At 51.5% G+C, this 18,344-nt stretch carries 11 protein-coding genes, 1 tRNA gene and 1 pseudogene; 2 read left to right on the top strand and 11 right to left on the bottom strand.

Features of this window, described 5'->3' with window-relative positions; translation table 11 throughout:
* Positions 1-26: 26 nt before the first annotated feature.
* From ACI0FG_RS10355 to ACI0FG_RS10305, 11 genes are all read right to left on the bottom strand, one after another.
* Entirely contained in the window at positions 27-1,049 is a 1,023-nt protein-coding gene (locus ACI0FG_RS10355) for a TOBE domain-containing protein (protein WP_419784912.1), read from the bottom strand.
* Positions 1,050-1,252: 203 nt separating this feature from the next.
* Complete coding sequence (locus ACI0FG_RS10350) at positions 1,253-1,933, bottom strand: M15 family metallopeptidase (protein WP_419784911.1); 681 nt, start codon at positions 1,931-1,933, stop codon at positions 1,253-1,255.
* A gap of 83 nt (positions 1,934-2,016) precedes the next feature.
* Positions 2,017-2,808: a formate dehydrogenase accessory sulfurtransferase FdhD gene (locus ACI0FG_RS10345; protein ID WP_419784910.1), complete on the bottom strand. Its 792-nt coding sequence runs from the start codon at positions 2,806-2,808 to the stop codon at positions 2,017-2,019.
* Between the two features lie 9 nt (positions 2,809-2,817).
* Entirely contained in the window at positions 2,818-3,732 is a 915-nt protein-coding gene (locus tag ACI0FG_RS10340; protein WP_419784909.1) for a formate dehydrogenase accessory protein FdhE, read from the bottom strand.
* A gap of 72 nt (positions 3,733-3,804) precedes the next feature.
* The gene (locus ACI0FG_RS10335) at positions 3,805-4,539 is read right to left on the bottom strand and encodes a 4Fe-4S dicluster domain-containing protein (RefSeq protein WP_419784908.1); all 735 of its coding nucleotides are present in this window, start codon (positions 4,537-4,539) and stop codon (positions 3,805-3,807) included.
* Between the two features lie 15 nt (positions 4,540-4,554).
* The gene (fdnG, locus tag ACI0FG_RS10330; RefSeq protein WP_419784907.1) at positions 4,555-7,596 is read right to left on the bottom strand and encodes a formate dehydrogenase-N subunit alpha; all 3,042 of its coding nucleotides are present in this window, start codon (positions 7,594-7,596) and stop codon (positions 4,555-4,557) included.
* A gap of 149 nt (positions 7,597-7,745) precedes the next feature.
* Complete coding sequence (locus ACI0FG_RS10325; protein WP_419784906.1) at positions 7,746-8,138, bottom strand: winged helix-turn-helix domain-containing protein; 393 nt, start codon at positions 8,136-8,138, stop codon at positions 7,746-7,748.
* A gap of 707 nt (positions 8,139-8,845) precedes the next feature.
* Positions 8,846-8,932: transfer RNA gene (locus ACI0FG_RS10320), tRNA-Leu, on the bottom strand.
* Between the two features lie 360 nt (positions 8,933-9,292).
* Entirely contained in the window at positions 9,293-9,451 is a 159-nt protein-coding gene (locus ACI0FG_RS10315) for a hypothetical protein (RefSeq protein ID WP_419784905.1), read from the bottom strand.
* A 106-nt stretch (positions 9,452-9,557) separates the two neighbouring features.
* A complete protein-coding gene (locus ACI0FG_RS10310; protein ID WP_419784904.1) occupies positions 9,558-11,426 on the bottom strand; it encodes a pentapeptide repeat-containing protein in 1,869 nt (622 codons plus the stop codon).
* 730 nt (positions 11,427-12,156) lie between these two features.
* Positions 12,157-14,820 (bottom strand): GTPase, encoded by a 2,664-nt coding sequence (locus ACI0FG_RS10305; protein ID WP_419784903.1) that lies wholly within the window; start codon positions 14,818-14,820, stop codon positions 12,157-12,159.
* A 1,246-nt stretch (positions 14,821-16,066) separates the two neighbouring features.
* On the opposite strand from ACI0FG_RS10305, the gene ACI0FG_RS10300 reads away from it, so the two are divergent.
* Both ACI0FG_RS10300 and ACI0FG_RS10295 read left to right on the top strand, forming a co-directional pair.
* The gene (locus ACI0FG_RS10300; RefSeq protein ID WP_419784902.1) at positions 16,067-16,765 is read left to right on the top strand and encodes a hypothetical protein; all 699 of its coding nucleotides are present in this window, start codon (positions 16,067-16,069) and stop codon (positions 16,763-16,765) included.
* Between the two features lie 541 nt (positions 16,766-17,306).
* Positions 17,307-18,266 (top strand): annotated as a pseudogene (locus ACI0FG_RS10295) (integrase domain-containing protein).
* Positions 18,267-18,344: the final 78 nt, after the last annotated feature.

Genomic DNA, 18,344 nt, shown 5'->3' with positions numbered 1-18,344 from the left:
GGGATGCGCTGTCGGGGATTGTCGCGTTAGATATGGAGGACAACGGAATAGCAGTTGAAAATGGCCTGGACCGGATCGCCTTCATGCAAGTCCAGCTTTTCGGCGCTGATCGAGGAGGTCAGAGAGCAGAGTTCAGCCGCATCCGAGATGCTGACAATGTACTCCGTGCTGATGTCGCCTTTTTTTATGCTGATTATTGAGCCGCTGAACACGTTTTCCGCGCTGGAGGAGACATTGTTGCCCCACTGGAGCATGACGTAGGGGGCTTTGACCTCCGCCGTGACCAGTTTGCCGGGAGTCAGAAACATGCGTTCCAGGCTGTTGATGGTGATGAGCGTGGAGACCTTGTGGCCGTCTGCGGTCAGGATTTCCACTCGGGCCTGGATGTCCCCTCTGTCGATGGTCGAAACCTTGCCGTAGAAAGCGTTGCGCGCGCTGGTTCGCCGGTCCGATTCGCGGTCCATGTACAGCCGGGTGACCTCGCGCAATTCCTCGGGAGAGAACGGAGCGCGGGACACGGCATGGCTGACCGTGGACTGGCCGAGCATGAGCTGGACGGCGGGGAGCGGCAGGTTGCCGTGCATCAGCTCGACGGCTCTTGCCTTGCGCAGCATTTCCGGGCTGCCCATGCGTTTGTCGAACCCGCAAGCCTTTGCCCGTTCGTAGAATTTGCGGCGGACAAAGGCGGGGTCGATGTCGAAGCGGCTTTCGCTGAATTCGAGGAACTCGGTATCGGACAGGGCGGCCCGGAATTCTTCGGCCAGACTTTCCGAGATATGCACGTCCCGTGAATTTCCCTGCCCGTTGCCGTCGTGGAAGCGGACCAGCCCCGCATTCGGGTCAATGTCGCGGAGGGGATTGAGGGATAATGTCTCGTTCAGCTTGGCTCCGGTATATCGGATGGTCAGAAATATAAGCAGAATTCTGCGGCGGGACAGGCGGACGTCCTTGCGGTGGGACGCCTCCATCCACTCCCGAAAGGATTTTCCCAGGGCGTTCAGTTGTCGCGTGTCCAGATAGTTGATTTCTGCCGTGTCGGTTTTGACCATCGTCACTCCGTGGGGTGGTTTTACCGGCTGATCCGGCAATGCCTTTTCGATTGTGCCTCGGGCACACGTCCGAAAGTGACACGACAATTAGAATAATCGTGACAGCAAAAAAAGGCAACCCTGCGTCACGCTTAGGTGACGCATGTCCCACTATACACGGAGTTTTTCGCCAAGCCCTCCCTGTTGCGGGCTGGCCGTCGCTGTTATTGAACCGGAAAGTTGAAATACGTATCGGGGTAGGGTTCATCCCGCAGGGTGAAATGCCACCACTCTTCCGTGAGTGGGTTGAATCCATGGCGTTCCATGACCTGGCGCAGCAATGCCCTGTTGGCCCGGGCCTGTGTGGGCAGGTCGAGGTTGCCGGGCCAGGAGAGCCTGCCGAAAAAGTCGAAGGAACCGCCCATGTCGAGGTCCTTGCCCGTCGCCAAATCAATGAGGGTGAGATCGACGGTCGATCCGCGCGAATGGCTCGATTTTGTGGCGATATAGCCGTCACGGAACAGGTTCTTCTTTTCCACTTCCGGGTAGAATTCCGCCTTCATCTTCGTGTCGCCCAGGTCTTTTCCCCATCGGACGAAATGGTCCACGGCCCGTTGCGGGCGGTAGCCGTCAAATATTTTGATGCCGAAGCCGAAGGGCTTGAGGTCGGCTTGCACTCCGGCCAGGGCTTTTGCCGCCGGGCGGCTGAGAATGACCTGCGGTGCCATGTAGCCGTCCACACGCGTGCCGACAAAGTTGTGGTCGGTGTAGTAGCGGACGTCGAGGACCGCATTGGGCACGATTTCCCGGAGGTAAACGAAATTATCAGGCAGGTCGGCGGCCCGGGCTCCGGTTACGATGCAGAGCAGGACCAGTATAGCGGGAATAAGGCGGCGAATCGTCATGACGCATCCTTGGGTTGCAGGTTGGATGCCCTACGATAGCGCCGTTTATGCCCCGAGTTCAAGAGCCTTGCCGGGAAAACAAATCAGTCGGTAGCGAGAGTTTTTATTCTCCAGCTGTTCGAGTAGATGTTGAACGAATCATCTCTCAGCCGTCCGATGAGAGTCAGGTTGTTTTTATCGGCATAGCTGATGCCTGAACTGGTTGCGGCGGAAAATCCGCAGAGTATGGGAATGTTGGCCGAAGCGGCCTTGACGGTCAGCTCCAGGGCGAGGCGGGACGAGAGCATGGCAATGGCGGCCTGTTCCAGTGTGCCTTCCAGCAATGCCCGGCCGATGGCCTTGTCAAAGGCGTTGTGCCGACCTACGTCCTCGCCGAAGGCAATGAGCTGGCCGTCCGCCGAAAACAGGGCGGCAGCGTGGGTGGAGCCGGTATCCCGATAGAGGTTCTGTCGGCGTTCAAAGGCGGTCTTGAACTTGAACAACCGGTCGGCCTCAATGCGGGTGGGGCGTGGCGATGGAAAGATGCGGCGAAAGTCCGTCGGTGAGTCCAGGGTGACATCCACCCGGGCAACGCCCCGGTAGCCGAAATGGATGGAAACCACATCCCCGGCCTCCCGGATACGGGAATTGCTGAAGAGATATCCCGCCACCAGATTCATGTCGTCTCCCGGCGTGCGGGAAAGCAGAGCTTCCTGTTGGCCGTTGATGAGCAGGCGCAGGGTCGCCTCTTCGGCAATGGCATCGTCGCGAAGGACGAGACGGCCATCCTCGTACCGTTGCAGGGTAGTCGGCCGCAGGCTTGAGGTTGATCGGGTCTCCCCGGTCCTGTCGGACCGGGGAAGACCGGAAATCGGTTTCAGATGTGGTTCACCCATTGATGGTACCTACTCCGCGCTGTTCCAGAGGGTGGAGGTGATGGGAACCAGCCCGTTCTTGCGGGCAAAGAGGTCCAGATGGATGAGCCCCAGCTGGATGGCGTCCAGGTCGGGCTGCGGTTCGCATTCGCGCATGTCGATATTCAGGCAGTAATGGCCGCATTTGTTGCAGGCCTCCACCCGCTCAAAGCGGGTCTTGTCCGAGGTGAATATCTCGCGCGTTTTGTTCTCGTCGTTTCCGCAGGCGGCGCAGGCATTGCGTTTGTAACGCCAGTTCTGGCCGCACAGTGAGCAGTGGAGATACTTCTTTCCGCCGCCGCCAACCAATTGGTCGAGGTCCGTGGTCTCCCTTTGCGAAAGGTAGGAGATGGACGGAGTGGAACCGCAAACCGGACAATACGTCTGGTCCCAGTCCGAGTCGGAAAGGGGCTTTCCCTGTCCGGTGATTATGGCCCGAAGGACAGGAGTGAATACGGTCTCCGAAATGTAGAGCAGGGTGGCGGTCGGTTCCACCTCCAGCTGTTCGGAGGCGTTCTCGAAGTATTTTGCATTGCCTTCGATTCTGGCTTGGGCAAGCTCAACCAGATTGTCCGATTCCGCGAAATGCGCACTGATTTGTTTTGCGGTTGCCTCCTCCAGGTTCAGGACTTCGGCCAGCACCGGCATGAGCCGTTCGGCCGAAAGCTTCAGGGCGTCGCCGTAGGGGGCGAGGTCCACGTCCACCAGGAGAGAAACACCGGCGGCTATCCGGTTCGGGTCTCCGGCTGGAAGTTCCGGCAGGGTGCCAGCGAGTTCGTCGCCGACCTTTGCCATTTCGCGAAGCAGAGGGCCGAACCGTTCGGTCAGTTCCTTGTAGGCCGGAGTGCGTTCGGTGAGCAGCCGGAGGGTGTCGTCCACCTGGGAGAATGAAGATTCCGTGCGCATATGCGTCCTCGAATCCTCCCGGGCCGGGGCGCCTTTGTGGACGCCCCGGCTTTGGGAGGATGGGTTACTGGTTTAGGCCTTCATGGCCTTGAAGGGCCTCGACAGGGTGGCGAGGAATTCCTGCTTCGACATCGGGCCGAGGCCCGCATCCGCCACGGAGTACTTGTAGTAGTTCTCCGGCTTGTCGATGAGCAGGTAGATGACGTTGACCGAATCCGGATCGGCCAGCATCGCATCGGGCCATTTCTCTTTGAGCTTGGCCAGACGTTTCTCTCCGAGTTTCACCATCTCATCGTGTTCGCCAAAGTTCATGGCGCCGGTGGGGCACACCTTGACACACGCGGGGAGCATTCCCGCATGAATGCGCTCGTTGCACATGGTGCACTTGGCCATGAGCTTGGTCTTCTCATTGCGACGAGGGATGTTGTAGGGGCAGGACTCCAGGATCTCCTGGAACTGCTCGTCCGTGAACTGCCGGGTCTTGTCGGTGTAGACGATGGCCCCGGTCTTTTCATCCTGGACGATGGCCTCTTCAATATACATGTCGCCGGTTTCCTTGCAGGGAGCAATATCACAGTGGCGGCACTGGTCCGGGAAGAAGTTCCACCGGACCGTTCCGTTTTCCAGGTGCTCGCTGAACCGGACGAGTTTGTAGTTGTTGGGGTTGAGGTCCTGCGGATTCTGGTGGCTGCCCCAGTGGTACTGGGTGGTCTTGTTGGCCGGCAGTCCGTGCCATTCCTTGCAGGCTATCTGACATCCGCGGCACGCTGTGCAGCGGGACGTATCTACCAGTATGGTTTTCGGCATGACGATCTCCTTTCGCTAGGTTGCGAGTTCGGTGAGTTTGTCGGCCTTGCGTATGTTCACGCAGCAGGCCTTGAACTCCGGGATGGTGGTGTTGGGATCGCCGACCGAAGGGGTGAGCCGGTTGGTGGAGTCACCGGTCCCGGGAGTCGTCCAGCCGAAGCAGAACGGCATGCCTATCTCGTGGATGGTCCGTCCGTGCACCGTGAACGGGCGCATGCGGATGGTGACCATGGCGAAGGCTTCCACCCGTCCACGGATGGACTCGATGATGACGCCGTCGCCGTTTTTGATGCCCTTTTCCTTGGCCAGTTCCGGGCTCATTTCCACATAGAGCTGCGGTTCGGCCTCAAGCAGGTTGGGCACGTTTCTGGTTTCGCCGCCGCCGCACCAGTGCTCCGTCAGACTGTAGGTCGTCAGCACGATGGGGTAGTTAGGATCGGCGGGCTTGGCCAGCTTGTCCATTTCGCTCGCCACGAACTTGTAAACCGGGCTGTTGAGCTGCTTGGAGAACTTGTTGCTGTCAACAGGCGTCTCCACCGGCTCGTAGTGCTCGGAGAACGGTCCGTCCGCGCGGCCCGGGCCATATATCTGGCCGAAACCGTACTTGGACATGATGAAGGGATAGCGGCCCTTGCCGGTGGCCATGGGCGGCCATCCGCCGTCGGGCACGTCGCCCACCCACTTGCCGTCCTTCCATTCGATGACGGCTTTTTCCGGGTTGTACGGCTTGCCGTTCAGGTCTACGGAGGCGCGGTTGTAGAGGATGCGGCGGTTGACCGGCCAGCACCAGGACCAGTTGGGGAACAGGCCGATCTTCTTTTGCATCTCGGTCTGCTTGGTGCTGCGGCGCTTGGCCTTGTTGCCGTCCTCTTCAGTGTAGCTGCCTGCGTACAGCCAGTTCAGGCTGGACGTGGAGCCGTCGTCCTTGAGGGCGGTGAAGGTCGGTACCTGCTGGCCCTTCTTGTACTTCTTGCCCTTGAACTCGGTATCGACCGTGAAGCGGCCGTTGATGCGGGCGCAGAGGTCGTCCGGATCGTACTTGTCCGGGTAATCCAGCCAGGTGACGGCCTCGGGCAGCTTTCCGCCCTCGGTCTCGTACAGCTTCTGAACACGCTTCATGAATCCGCAGAACATGTCGCCAAAGGGCTTGGCCTCGTATGCGGGGTCCACGGCCTTGTAGTGCCAGAGCAGCCAGCGGCCGGAGTTGGTCACCGAGCCTTCCTTCTCCAGACGGTGGGCGGAAGGCAGCAGGAAGACCTCGGTCTTGACCTTCTTGGGGTCAACGCCGGGGCGGTGCCAGTTGTCCGTGGTCTCGGAGTTGTGCAGCTCGGAGGTGACGAGCCATTCCAGATTGTCCAGCGCCTTGCGCAGCTTGTTGGTGTTCGGCACGGAGTTCATCGGGTTGAGGCCGATGATGATGCCGCCACGGATCTCGCCGCGATACATGCGGTCAAACAGGTAGAGGTATGAGTAATCCTCGCCCTTCTGGATCTTGGGCAGGAGCTCGTAGCAGAACCCGTTTTCCTTGGTGGCGTGCTCGCCGTACCAGGCCTTGAGCAGGCTGGCGAAGTACTTCGGCTTGTGCTGCCACCAGTTGGCGGACTGGGGATCGTTGCTCACCGGCGTATTGGCTTTGATGTACTCGTCATAGGTCTGCCAGCCGTTGTGCGGCATGGCCATGTAGCCCGGTATGATGTGGTACAGCAGGGTGTGGTCGGTGGAACCCTGGACGTTCGGCTCGCCGCGCAGGGCATTGATGCCGCCGCCGGCCACGCCGATGTTGCCCAGCAGGAGCTGGATGATACCGGCGGAGCGGATGTTCTGTACGCCCACGGTATGCTGGGTCCAGCCCAGGGCGTACATCACGGTACCCGCCTTGTCCGGCTTGCCGGTGGCCGAGAAGGCCTCGTAAACCTTGAGCAGGTTTTCCTTGGTCACGCCCGTCGTGGTGGAGACGGTGTCGAGATCATAGCGGCTGTAGTGTTTTTTCAGCAGCTGGAAAACACAGCGGGGATTTTTGAGGGTTTTGTCCTTCTTGGGCACGCCGTTGGCATCGAGCTCGAAGCCCCACTTGGACTTGTCGTAGCTGCGGGTCTTCGGATCGTAGCCGGTGAATATGCCGTCCTTGAATCCGAAATCCTTGCCCACTACGAGCGCGGCGTTCGTGTATTCGACGACGTATTCCTTGAAGTATTTTTCGTTGTCTACAATGTACTTGATCATGCCACCCAGGAAGGCGATGTCCGTACCGGACCTGAGGGGGACATGGAAATCCGATCTGGCGGACGTGCGTGAGAACTTGGGGTCCACGTGCATGACAGTGGCTCCCTTATCCTTGGCCTGCAACACCCACTTGAAGGATATCGGATGATGTTCGGCAGCATTGCTGCCCATAATGAGGATGGAATCGGCATTCTTGATGTCGATCCAGTGGTTGGTCATCGCACCGCGTCCGAACGACTCTCCCAGAGCCGCAACTGTGGCGCTGTGTCAGATACGTGCCTGGTGGTCCATGTGGACGACACCCAGGCCGCGCATCGCCTGATGAGCGATGGCACATTCCTCGTTGCCTGCGTGGGAGGTGCCCAGCAGGAACATGGATTCGAGACGGTTGACGGTTTTACCGGACTTGTCCTTGAGGATGATGTCCTTATCGCGGGTGTCCTTGATGCGGCGGGCGATCTTGTCGAGCACCCAGTCCCAGGACTTCTCTTCCCACTTGTCGCTGTAGGGAGCGCGGTACATCGGCTTTTTCACCCGATGATGGCCGTTGGTCATGCTCAGCATGGCCGCGCCCTTGGCGCACAGTGCGCCCTCGTTGATGGGGTAGTCCGGGTCGCCTTCCGTACTGACGAGCTTCCCGTCCTTGACGTAACCGATCACATGGCAGCTTACTGAGCAGAAGGGACAAACGGTCACAACCTCTTTTGCTCCGGCAATCTTGAGTTGCCCGGCATAGGCCTTGACCGGAGTCAGGCTGACTCCGAGCTGGCCGAGGGTGAGACACGCCGCTCCCGATCCTGCCAGCTTCATAAAGCTACGGCGGTCGAGTTTCATAAGACAGTGGCCTCCTACATTTGTGCCCCGCCGTGTCCGGCGCGGCAGCGTTGCTCTCGGACAACATGCCCGAGTACTGCCTACAATATATTAAACGTCAACCATATCAACCTGTTAAAAATAGCACATTTAAAATGCGGCAAAAGGTTTCATCGGTATTTCACCGGAGAGAAGGGGAGATATTTACCGCTTTTGGCCAGCGCAAACTGCTCGACTTCGCTGTACCATTCGTCAAAATCCCGGGCGAGTTCGTTGCCGAATGAGGTGAGGTGGTATCCCTCCCGGCGGCTTCCGGCCCGCTCAATGAGTTTTTGGCCGAATAGCTTTTCCGTCGCCTTGATTTTGCCCCAGGCCCCTCGGTAGGACATGCCCAGGGCCTCCGCCGCTCCTTTCAGAGAGCCGCATTGCTCTACCTGCCGCAGGAGTTGCAGCCTGCCCAGGCCAAAGAGGACGCCGTCCTCGGTTTCCAGCCACAAGTGCATCCGCATGGTGGGATGAGCCTTGTTGTCCGGGCCATTTGGCATGGTTTCGAGCTCTCGCATGGCTACCTCCGGGAAACATGTGGTTGATGGCTACCGACCGCGTGCCGTGAGCCGCTCCACATTATTTATTCTGTTCGAAAAGACATAATAAATGCCTATGAAGAAGGGCAGCTTGTTACAATGGACGATGACTTGAGCGTGGTTTGACACCGAATCCGAGTTTGTTCTTTTTATTCAATATATTGGCCTGGCATGGGTATGGCGATGAATCATACCGATGTACAGAACATTGCTGTTAATCATGTAAAAACAGTATATTAAGCAATGATCACGGAATTGAATAAAAAGATGAAAATTGTGGTGCCAAATCGTTGGAGAGATGTGGATTGATGACAGAGAGGGTCGGTCATCTTTGTGTGGGAAAAAGTTTTTTTTGTAACCCGAAGCAGCGTTGCCAATGGGAGGGGGGGGGCGCTTTCAACCTTTTCGGCGCATTAACGCATCGAACCAAGTAGACAATCGAATGGGAGAATTAGTGTTTTGGGATGCCTAGGGGGGAGGCTGGACCAACCTGCGGGGCGTTCTGTTCTGGGGGAATAGTGGAGGCCCCTGGAGGTAACCTGGGTCGGTCAGATCACTGTTGTTCCGTGATTCCGGCAAAGCATAACGCTCCAAGACCGTTCGGAGTTCGAAGCCGTGTTGAAACGGCTATTGCGTCAGCCAAAAGAAAAGGGTTGCAGCCGTAAGCTGCAACCCTTGTTTCTATCTGGTGCCGAAGAGAAGACTCGAACTTCCACGGGGGAACCCCCACTAGACCCTGAACCTAGCGTGTCTACCAATTCCACCACTTCGGCACGTTCAAGGAAGGACTGAATACCCATATGGTGTTTGCATGTCAACAGAATAGTTGTGGTTGATGATAAAAACGGGCTGTAAAGGATGGAAATCCTGGTTGGATGATAAAAGGCCTGTAGGGGAGCTCTTTAAGCGCATGGAACGAACTTGGTGAACTATCCTTTATGTTGACTGGTATCGGCCTGCAATCTGAGCAGCTACTCTTCGAGATATCCAAAAGGGCATTCCCTGGCAATTGGGAAGGTGGATTGTTTCTATCTGGTACTGAAGAAGAGACTTGGAAGCTCTGATTTCTCGGCCGTACGGCAATGTGTTGATTTTATGAATCTATTTCTTAGCGCATCCATCATATCTGTCCATTAAATTGCGCTTTGATCCAGCTTCTGCAACTGGAAGGTTTGTTTGAGCATGGGTATACCTTGTTTCTGGTTATTTGAATGGCATTCAAGAGGTGGGGCGATTCCCTCCAGCCCCACCACCATTTTTTTATAAAAAAGGGACTTGAGTAAATCGCTCAAGCCCTTTTTCTCTCCCCCCCAATTATACCATGGGTGTTTTATTCCACAAAGGCGAGTATGTTCAGATCGTTGCAACGATGGAAAAATTGCTATCTTCTCCGATATGTTATTGCCTTTGTTTGGCTTGTGCCGCTTCAAGCTGTTTTATGCGATTTAACGCCCGTTGTTTCAGGTCATCGGGGGGAGTGATGCCGTTGGGACAGAGTCCCTCTTTAGGAACAGCAATGCGGCGTAAGGGCGGAACGTCTTGCAACTCCCCTATAAATTCGTAAAGTTGCATCCATATGTTTTTTGCGACTTCCTTGTTTATACAAGCAATATCTAATTTTGACTGCACGTAAAAGGGAAGAAACTCCTCTATTGTTAAGCTTTTCCCATGCCATCCCGTAAAGGGAATATCGTCGTCAAAACAACTGTTTTGGGGATTGATGGGGAGCGGAGGGGTTCCCATCCAATCTTTATATTTCAGGGCGTTCCGTAAAGATTGGGGAATCTCTCCTAGGTTTTCTTTCTTTACTTGGGCCCACTCTGTTTCATTCAGTGGAGCATAATGGACTCCCTGGAATAAGCAGGCATTGATTGATTCTGGTTGAAAGTACGAGCCCTCAAGGTGTAAGAACCTCAAGTCCGCGCCTTCAAGGTGTGCCCCCCCCAATTCCGCGCCCTCAAGGTGTGCGAACCCCAATTCCGCGCCCTCAAGGTGTGCTCTCCCCAAGTCTGCGCCCTCAAGGTGTGCGAAATTCAAGTCCGTGCCCTCAAGGTGTGCGATCCACAAGTCCGCGCCCTCAAGGTGTGCTCTCCCCAAGTCCGCGCCCTCAAGGTGTGCGAGATTCAATTCCGTGCCCTCAAGGTGTGCCCCCATCAAGTCCGCGCCCTCAAGGTGTGCCCCCATCAAGTCCGCGCCCTCAAGGTGTGCATCCCCCAAATCTGCGCCCTCTATATGAGCCTCAGACAGGGATGCATGGTATAACTTGGCTCCAGACAGGTTTGCTCCTTGCAGGTCTCTTTCTGAAAGCTTCAGTCCCATTTGGTGTTTGCCGACATAGTCATTAATTTTGTCTTCGAATTCGACCTTGGAGATTTGTTGATCTGTGAATAAATTTGGCGGAATATCACTTCCAATGAGAAGCCTGTTTTGCAAATCGAGGTTATACTTTATTGGGGTATGGGTGGATATTTCCACTAGTACCTTTGGTAGGGAGGACCATTCGCATGATGTCTGTATAAACCGTCCTTCTCCCGGTAATAAAAGGGGCACGGCAAGAACGAACGCTGTGATCACTGGGCCGATTTCTCGTAAAATTTTTTTTACAAGTGTCTTTTTTCTTTCCCCTGAGATTATCTTTGTCCAAATGTATCCGATCATTACCCCATCCACGAGCAGACAGGTTCGCTGTACCCATGTGGCCACGACACTGTGATAGGGCAGGAAATACCAAAGAAAGAGATAGAGAAGCACCAACGGGGCAATCACGCTGAAAAACCATAGGCCCAGTTGGGAAAACAGGCGTAGGCCGGTGGGCATGGTCTTGTCCAAAATGAGTTGGCTGAGTGTGAAGTTGGCGACCAATCCGTGTTCCTGAGCAATCCGCTCGCCGTCATATTTGTCTCTATCCGACTTGACGAGCGTATCCAGCCGCATCAGATTTCGGGACAGGTAAAAATATTGTGTCAGCAGGTTGATGTGAACCAACACAAAGGCGATGGGGCCCATGAGGAAGAACCACCAAAGATTGAGCTGAATGTTCAGAAGTGGAATGGCCTTGGGCGTTTCCCTGAGCAAGTCCTCGTGGGAGGTGCCGGTAACGGCCACGAAAAAGTAGACGAGGATGGCAAGATAAGCCACGGAATTAGCCTGAACAAAGTTTCCCTGCCGGATGACGGTTTCCCGCAGTAATGTGCGTTCGGCTGTGGTGTCTTTGCCATTCCGCAAGGTGGAGGCGTGTTGAGCAAATCTAAGGTGTCGAGCGTGCATAAAAGTAGGCTCCAACTTGAACAGTATCGTATTCCATAGGCCATTGGACAGTCGTCTATATCATGATTGGTATAGTCAGTATATACCAAGATATTGCCTCGTCGTGCTGCCTCACTGAGACAGAAGTATAAGATAGAGCGCCTTGAGATTTGGTATGCGTCAAGAGGGGTGAGGCCACTTTGTTGGCCTCACTCCTTTATTTTAGCGTATTAACACAGAAGATAGTCTGTGGCGGCCTAAGCAGATGCCACCTTGCCGAAAACAAAAGAAAAAGGGTTGCAGCCGTAAGCTGCAACCCTTGTTTCTATCTGGTGCCGAAGAGAAGACTCGGAAGTCCTGAATCTACGGCTCTGCGACAAGATATTGATTTTATTTGCCTATTCTGTTTCAGCGTGTCCTTCCTGTTTGAACTTTGACCTACCACTTTGACCCAGCTCCAGCAAGGGGGGATGAGTTGGGTAATTATCTAAGTTGGTAACGGCGTGAAAGGCCGTACACAATCAACCGGAAGGTTGCTTACCTATGTTCTTTCACAGGGATGAAAACATCATATTCACCACAAAATCATGGTTGTCGCTGGAAATAACACTTGGGAGGCATGTGAATTCATTAGTGAACAGGAATAAGTAATTAACACTGTTTCAAGCTGAGCAATGAGTGGAACAAAAATAGGGGCCTCAGTGTCCACGACAACTTGCAAGTCGCGGTGAGGATTCCAGCACCATTGATTTTATATCGTCTTGATCGTCTTAATACCATTATAAACGTCCTCTAAGTCGGAGTGGGTTTTCTGAAGTAGGTGGTAAGAAGGTTCTACAGCATCAGATTTGATGTTATTCGATATTGCAGACAACACATCTGCGTGGGCAGCATGATTCGAATAAAAATGGAGTACTTTTTCAAAATAAAAACTAGTGATTTTCTTATATTTAATCTCATAATCATGTAAACGATTCATCGTTGCAATACAATTTGCGTATGCTTGCTTCACTTTTGAAGAAACAACATTTAGAATGAGTCTATCTAATTCATTGTTGATATTCTTTAACATAGCATGTTCAATAGGGGATGCGTCTACTTCAACGTCATATGTTTCAGCTTTAATTCTGTCGGATAATGTGTGAAAGATATTGAGGGCGTCACTTTTTGCTTTTGCGTTAATTTTAGAAATTTTATCTGTGCTTGTATCTGTTCTATTTGTGATAAGATATGATATATAATAAATGATGGAAGACGAAAGTAGATTAATAATTAATGATGAAAAATTAGAAAGTGTATTAGGCCAGTTGTTCATAAATTGGAGAGTGTAGGCAATGCCAAAAAAGAGCAAAGCTGTTGCCGCCGGATATACTAGAAATCGTTTTTTGCGAGTTTTTTTTACGGAATCAATTTCAGATTTGCGAGCAACATCAAGCTCCTCGATCTCGTTTTTGAAATTATTAAGGTTCATATTTATAATGCTATCGCACTTTGTCTTCCACAACGAAAATACGTTGTTTAATTCATCATCAGAGTCTTTCATAGTTAAAATGTTAACAATTTTATCATCGCTTAGCTCGACAGAATTAAACGTAGCAACGTTTTTGTTGTCACGGAGGTATTCATCAAAGAGTGTTCGGTAGGATTCTTTGATGTTATTACAATCAGTGTTAATGCCCGAAAAGATTTTTGACTGTGCTTCTGTATAGACACTGTCAATGCGTTCCTCTGTGACCCTTTCATTAATAGCGTCAATTTCATCAGACAGACCAAGTTGAGCGATAAGACCATGCTTCCCTGTTGCAATTACCGCAGATGCATACATGTCAACCTGATTCATAAATCTACTAACGTCTTCAAAAAGCCAAGATTCACTATCATTAATATATGAATTAAGTTTTTGAATTGCAAGAGGGTTTTTTAAACGCGATCTTAATGAATTTGACCATTCCTCGATTTTCAATTCAGCGCTGGTAAAAATTCCTTTCACTCTCGATGCAACATCAACTTTACTCCTTAAAACTCCTAAATTTAATTCCCTAAGTCCTGTATCAAGAGAGCCATTATCAAGCTTTGCATCGAAGCTTCCCATTGTCGCCGAAAAAATGTCTTTTTCGGTGCAATAGCATTTCAACCTACTGCAAAAATTATCGATAATAATCTTGCACTCAGAGTTGTAGATTTTTAAGGCTTCATTGATTTTTTGTGGGAGAATATCTTCTCTGATCACTCGACGCAGATAGGACAAATGCTCTTTAAGAGAATCTTTTAGCTGGATATCACGGGGATATTCTTTCAAAACAATATCATATGCTGAGGCGAGAGCACTGTTTTTTTCCCTTTCTATTTTAGTCGTTTGTCTTTTCCATTTTTCGCTAATATCAGTATATGACATAGAAACAGCTTCTGTACATTTTTTAACTTCGCTTTCTACATTGTCAAAGAGCTCCTTATAGCGATCAAGCTTGCTTTTGACTATTGCCTCAAGTTCACATTTATTTTTTGATATAACGCTATTAAAGTATATTATTTTGCGTGAATGAGCCTTTTCGCATACTTCGCCATCTTGCCCACAGGCATTCTTAACAATGTCTAATAGATTAGAAATATTATATTTTGAAATATTATCAATAATAATCATCCTGTTTTCCACATCCATTCTGATAAATTGTTCTACGCCAACTTGTTCCTTTATTCTGTCAATCAAGTCGACTATGTCCGATTTAAGTCGGTTAGAATCAATATTATCTTCGCTTAAATACTTTTTGTAATCAGACCTATAGTCATCAGCTCGGGTCACAACGAAGTATAAAGACATGAATGGCAAGCATGTTGTTAACTTTCTTAGTATTGGTAAGTCGGTTTCGCTTAAAGGCTGTGCCGCAGAGACAAAGTATAGTATCAAATCACACACCGGTAAAAAGTCTTTAACCATTGCTCCTTCCAGCGAAGGATCACCTGTGCCTGGTGTATCTACGAAAACAAGGTCATTCAACAAAGGAGTATCTATTGTAATTATTTGTATGTTAATATTCACGCCACCTCTCATTGGTGTTACTATCAATTTATTACTTTCATTTGTAATTAAGCTAATACACTTGTCGACAGGCCTATTCCCAGTAGGCCTTTTAGCCGATTTTCCAACTTCTTCTAGAATAGAATTTATTGTACTAGATTTCCCTGAACTGAAGTTTCCTATAAATCCAATATAAAATAATCTTTTATCGCGATTTAGATATGCTTTTATGCTTGAATTGACGCTCTTTAGTTCGTTGAATATGGCTTCGCTCTTTACGCCATCTCCTCTAAAAAAAACTTTTTCACCAATGTCAGTATCGTGGAATGACAAAAGTGAATCTATTGCATTCATCATAGCGGCACAGGCTGGATCTATCTGACTAACTGAATTGTTCAAGGTATGCTCCTAAGTACATTCTTTTTATTTTATAGCTTATCATTTAATTTATGCTATCCTTCGTGTCAAGAAGATATGCTACAGCGAATATTAAGTTGTGGTTCTGGTTGTTTTAACTCTTCCGTTGCATAATTATGCTATTGTCTAGAGTTCAATGACCCTTTTAGCCGGAGTCGAAATCGCCATCCCTCTCGCGTCGCCTGCGTAGATTGCGACGCAAGCAAAGTCGTCGGGGCATCGCTGCTGTCTTCATCCGTAAGGCTCGAAGGCTCGCCAACGGCTGAAGCAAGGCCGGACCGCGAAGCGCCCCTCGAAGGGGGCTTGGCCTTGCCCCGACGGCTGCGTCACGCTCGCGGGGAAATCGGCGGGAGGTGAAGAGTTCGTCCCGCCGGAGCTTGCGCGAAGGTTTTGCGGCGTCATATGGTGGGGCATATCCAGCGGATAAATCGGTCATCAGAAGGAGGTAAAACGCGATCAGGCGCGTTCATAAGTTTTGACGATAGTCTAAACTGATGAACGCTTAAGCAGGCACTAACGTGCCGTAACACCAAACACATCGCTGCCGTTTATTTCCAAACGGCACACTTTCACATCCAAACACCAAGCTGGAACACAGCACCCCCGCCGGACAAACGACAGGTATCTATAAATCTGCCGTTGTCGAAATTCCCCCACGGCCACCATTTTATACGCAGGACGAACGAGCCTGCGTGGTGGCACCCCTTATTAAATGGATTCCTGAATTTTCCTTCAGTGGGAAACGGACATTGATTTGTCCCGCTATCGGTTGTTGTGGGTGCGTTCTAAGGGGGAACCCAGAAGATTCGACAAGATTTGTTTAATCGTGAGGTAGAGTTGTTTCAGCGTATAACTTCCAGATGATGTTGCATATGCTACGAAAGCAGACGCCACCACCTCGCCGAAAACAAAAGAAAAAGGGTTGCAGCCGTTAGCTGCAACCCTTGTTTCTATCTGGTGCCGAAGAGAAGACTCGGCAGTCTTGATTTTTCGGCTGTGCGGCAATATATTGATTTTCTTTGTCTATTCTTTTTCGACGTGTTCTTCCTGTTTGAAGAGTGACCTAGCATTTTGACCCGGTTGAGGCAAGGCGTTCTTATGATTTGAACGTCAGTGGGGAAGGGTTGTTTTAAGTGGTGATGTAAAAGGACTGGTATCGGGCTGGCGAAGTTGTTATTGGGTGGCCTAATAGAGAAGGGCGTCATCCATTATGAAAACGGGAGTTGCCATGTTTGGTTGGTTCAAGCGCAAAAAGAAAGTTGAGATGTATCCTATAGAAGCTGTGAGTAAGGCTTCCTTTCTTGAAGGTGAGATGTTTGACAGGACAATGGAAGAGAGTGATCCCGAAAAGACGTTTTTAGCTATTGCACTCGTTTCGTTGGGACTTGGATTTTCTGACGTTCGAAGAATGGAGAAAGTGGAAGGGTTAGCCGAAATCGTTACTAGCACCAATGTAGATATACTGGCATTCGATACGACCCTATTCTATATGCTGCAATGCGAGCGATTCTTACAGCGTATCGCAGATGGTGATACCGACTATTACCATATCGACGAGGATTATGTTGATGAGGTAGTCCTTGATCATTTTATGACAGCACGGATGTTTGTGCATTCACTATACGCAAAATATTATGACGAGGATGCATCCAAAAAGTTCATGAATGGGGCGGTCTCTGAATATATATTGGACCCAAGGAGTATAGCCCACGAAGTGTTTGCATCACGTACTTTGCGATGTGTAGGTATGACAGATTTTCTGAAAAAAAATGACGTCGAAATCGGCCTGCAAGCACAGATTCTGTTGGGTGTTCATGCAATGGGGACCTATACGCATATGATTCCTGCGTACTTCGAATCTATGAATACAATCCTTGAGCGTTTTATCGATTTTGAATTACCGGTGCCGGGCAAAACGGATGAATAGGTGGTAATGTAGCGGCAGTCTTTGTCGTATATTGTCTCGTCATGTTTTTTGGGGTGACGTCTTGCGCGGCGATTTTCCGGCATGGTATGGTTGGGCATACCAGTTAGGTTTACGTAATACCAAGGAGGTAAAAACGCGATCAGGCGCGTTCATAAGTTTTGACGAAGTCTAAACTGATGAACGCTTAAGCAGGCACTAACGTGCCGTAACACCAAACACTTCTTCGCCGTTCATTTCCAAACGGCACGCTTTCATATCCAAATACTAGGCTGAAGCACAGCACCCGCCGCCGGACGAACGGTAGATGTCTAGAAATCTACCGTTGTCGTAATTCCCCCACGGCCACCGCTTTATGCGCAGGACGAATGAGTCTGCGTGGTGGCACCCTTTATTAAATGGATTCCTGAATTTTCCTTCAGTGGGAAACGGACATTGATTTGTCCCGTATCGGTTGTTGTGTGGCGCACCTTCGCGCCATTGGCGAACCCTTGGGTTCGCTTTGTCCCGGGGCATTGCCCCGAACTTCAGGAAGGAGATTTACATGAAATCCATCAGTCTGGTATGGGGCGCGAACAAGGCAACATTGTCAGGTCCGCGCTCGAAACAACATCGGGTCAGACAAAACGCCCGAGCCTTTGCAAAGCGGCTTCGCCGTGCGGGTTTTGGCGTTCAGAAATGGGCCAAGATTTCCAACAAACATTTCGCGGCAGTGGCCAAGCAAATGAAAGACGAAAACGTAGGGGACGGGCGTATTGCCGAAGTTTTTGCGGCGGCCCGTACCCTGTGTGAGACTTATGGCAACGACAGCATCAGCCCTACCAATGATGTGTTTGACATCCGGCGGGGCAGCATTGCCAACGCCAACAGCAAGGCGGTTGCCCTTGAATTCGTGCAGGGGGCAATCGACAAGCTGGAAAACGAGCTTGGCTATGAATACGGTCCCCGGCGTGCTGCCCAAATCCGCCTGCAATGGGAACTAGGGTTGCGCCGGGAAGAATCCGGCCAAGGTCGATTTGGTCAGCGATTGGGACAGGGAAGGGCGTAGCCTCCTCGTCCAGTACGGGACGAAAGGGGGACGGCCGAGGACGCTGACCAATCTGTCCGACAAGCAGCAGGAAGCCTTGGAACGGGCGTTGCCATACGTTAGCCAATCCAACAGGACGGGGATACATAATCTCATGCCTGAAGGGATGGGGGGGATAAGTGGCAGGAAAAACTGTCCTATGCGGCCAGGTTGTGCGGGTTCACCAAGAGAGAAAGCGGGTGGACGTTGCACAGCAACCGTCATGAACGGTTTCACCGTATGTACGTCGAGCACACGGGCTTTCAGCCGCCCAATCAGCACCCTTCAGTGGAAGCCTTTCAACAGGCCGCCCATGACAAGGCTGGGGATGAATGGCCCCGGCTCGACGCCGAAGCCCGTGACGAAATCGAAGTGACCGCAGGACATTCCGCAGGAAGGCGGGATGTGTCCGATGCCTATCTTGGCAGCAGTCAGTGACAGGACCCCGCTTCGGCGGGGTTTTCCTTTTGGGCGTGAGGTTCCATGGGTGAGATAAATCGCCTGGGCGATTTATCT

Origin of the sequence: Pseudodesulfovibrio sp. 7M6, from assembly GCF_050058625.1 — a bacterium.
Lineage (GTDB): Bacteria > Desulfobacterota > Desulfovibrionia > Desulfovibrionales > Desulfovibrionaceae > Pseudodesulfovibrio > Pseudodesulfovibrio salinus.
Note: the sequence above shows the minus strand (reverse complement) of the source record. Positions and strands in the feature narration are given on the sequence as shown.

Excerpts from the sequence above, each read along its gene's own strand:
- ACI0FG_RS10355 (WP_419784912.1), bottom strand. The coding sequence starts at position 1,049 with ATGGTCAAAACCGACACGGCAGAAATCAACTATCTGGACACGCGACAA.
- ACI0FG_RS10350 (WP_419784911.1), bottom strand. The coding sequence starts at position 1,933 with ATGACGATTCGCCGCCTTATTCCCGCTATACTGGTCCTGCTCTGCATC.
- ACI0FG_RS10345 (WP_419784910.1), bottom strand. The coding sequence starts at position 2,808 with ATGGGTGAACCACATCTGAAACCGATTTCCGGTCTTCCCCGGTCCGAC.
- ACI0FG_RS10340 (WP_419784909.1), bottom strand. The coding sequence starts at position 3,732 with ATGCGCACGGAATCTTCATTCTCCCAGGTGGACGACACCCTCCGGCTG.
- ACI0FG_RS10335 (WP_419784908.1), bottom strand. The coding sequence starts at position 4,539 with ATGCCGAAAACCATACTGGTAGATACGTCCCGCTGCACAGCGTGCCGC.
- ACI0FG_RS10325 (WP_419784906.1), bottom strand. The coding sequence starts at position 8,138 with ATGCGAGAGCTCGAAACCATGCCAAATGGCCCGGACAACAAGGCTCAT.
- ACI0FG_RS10310 (WP_419784904.1), bottom strand. The coding sequence starts at position 11,426 with ATGCACGCTCGACACCTTAGATTTGCTCAACACGCCTCCACCTTGCGG.
- ACI0FG_RS10300 (WP_419784902.1), top strand. The coding sequence starts at position 16,067 with ATGTTTGGTTGGTTCAAGCGCAAAAAGAAAGTTGAGATGTATCCTATA.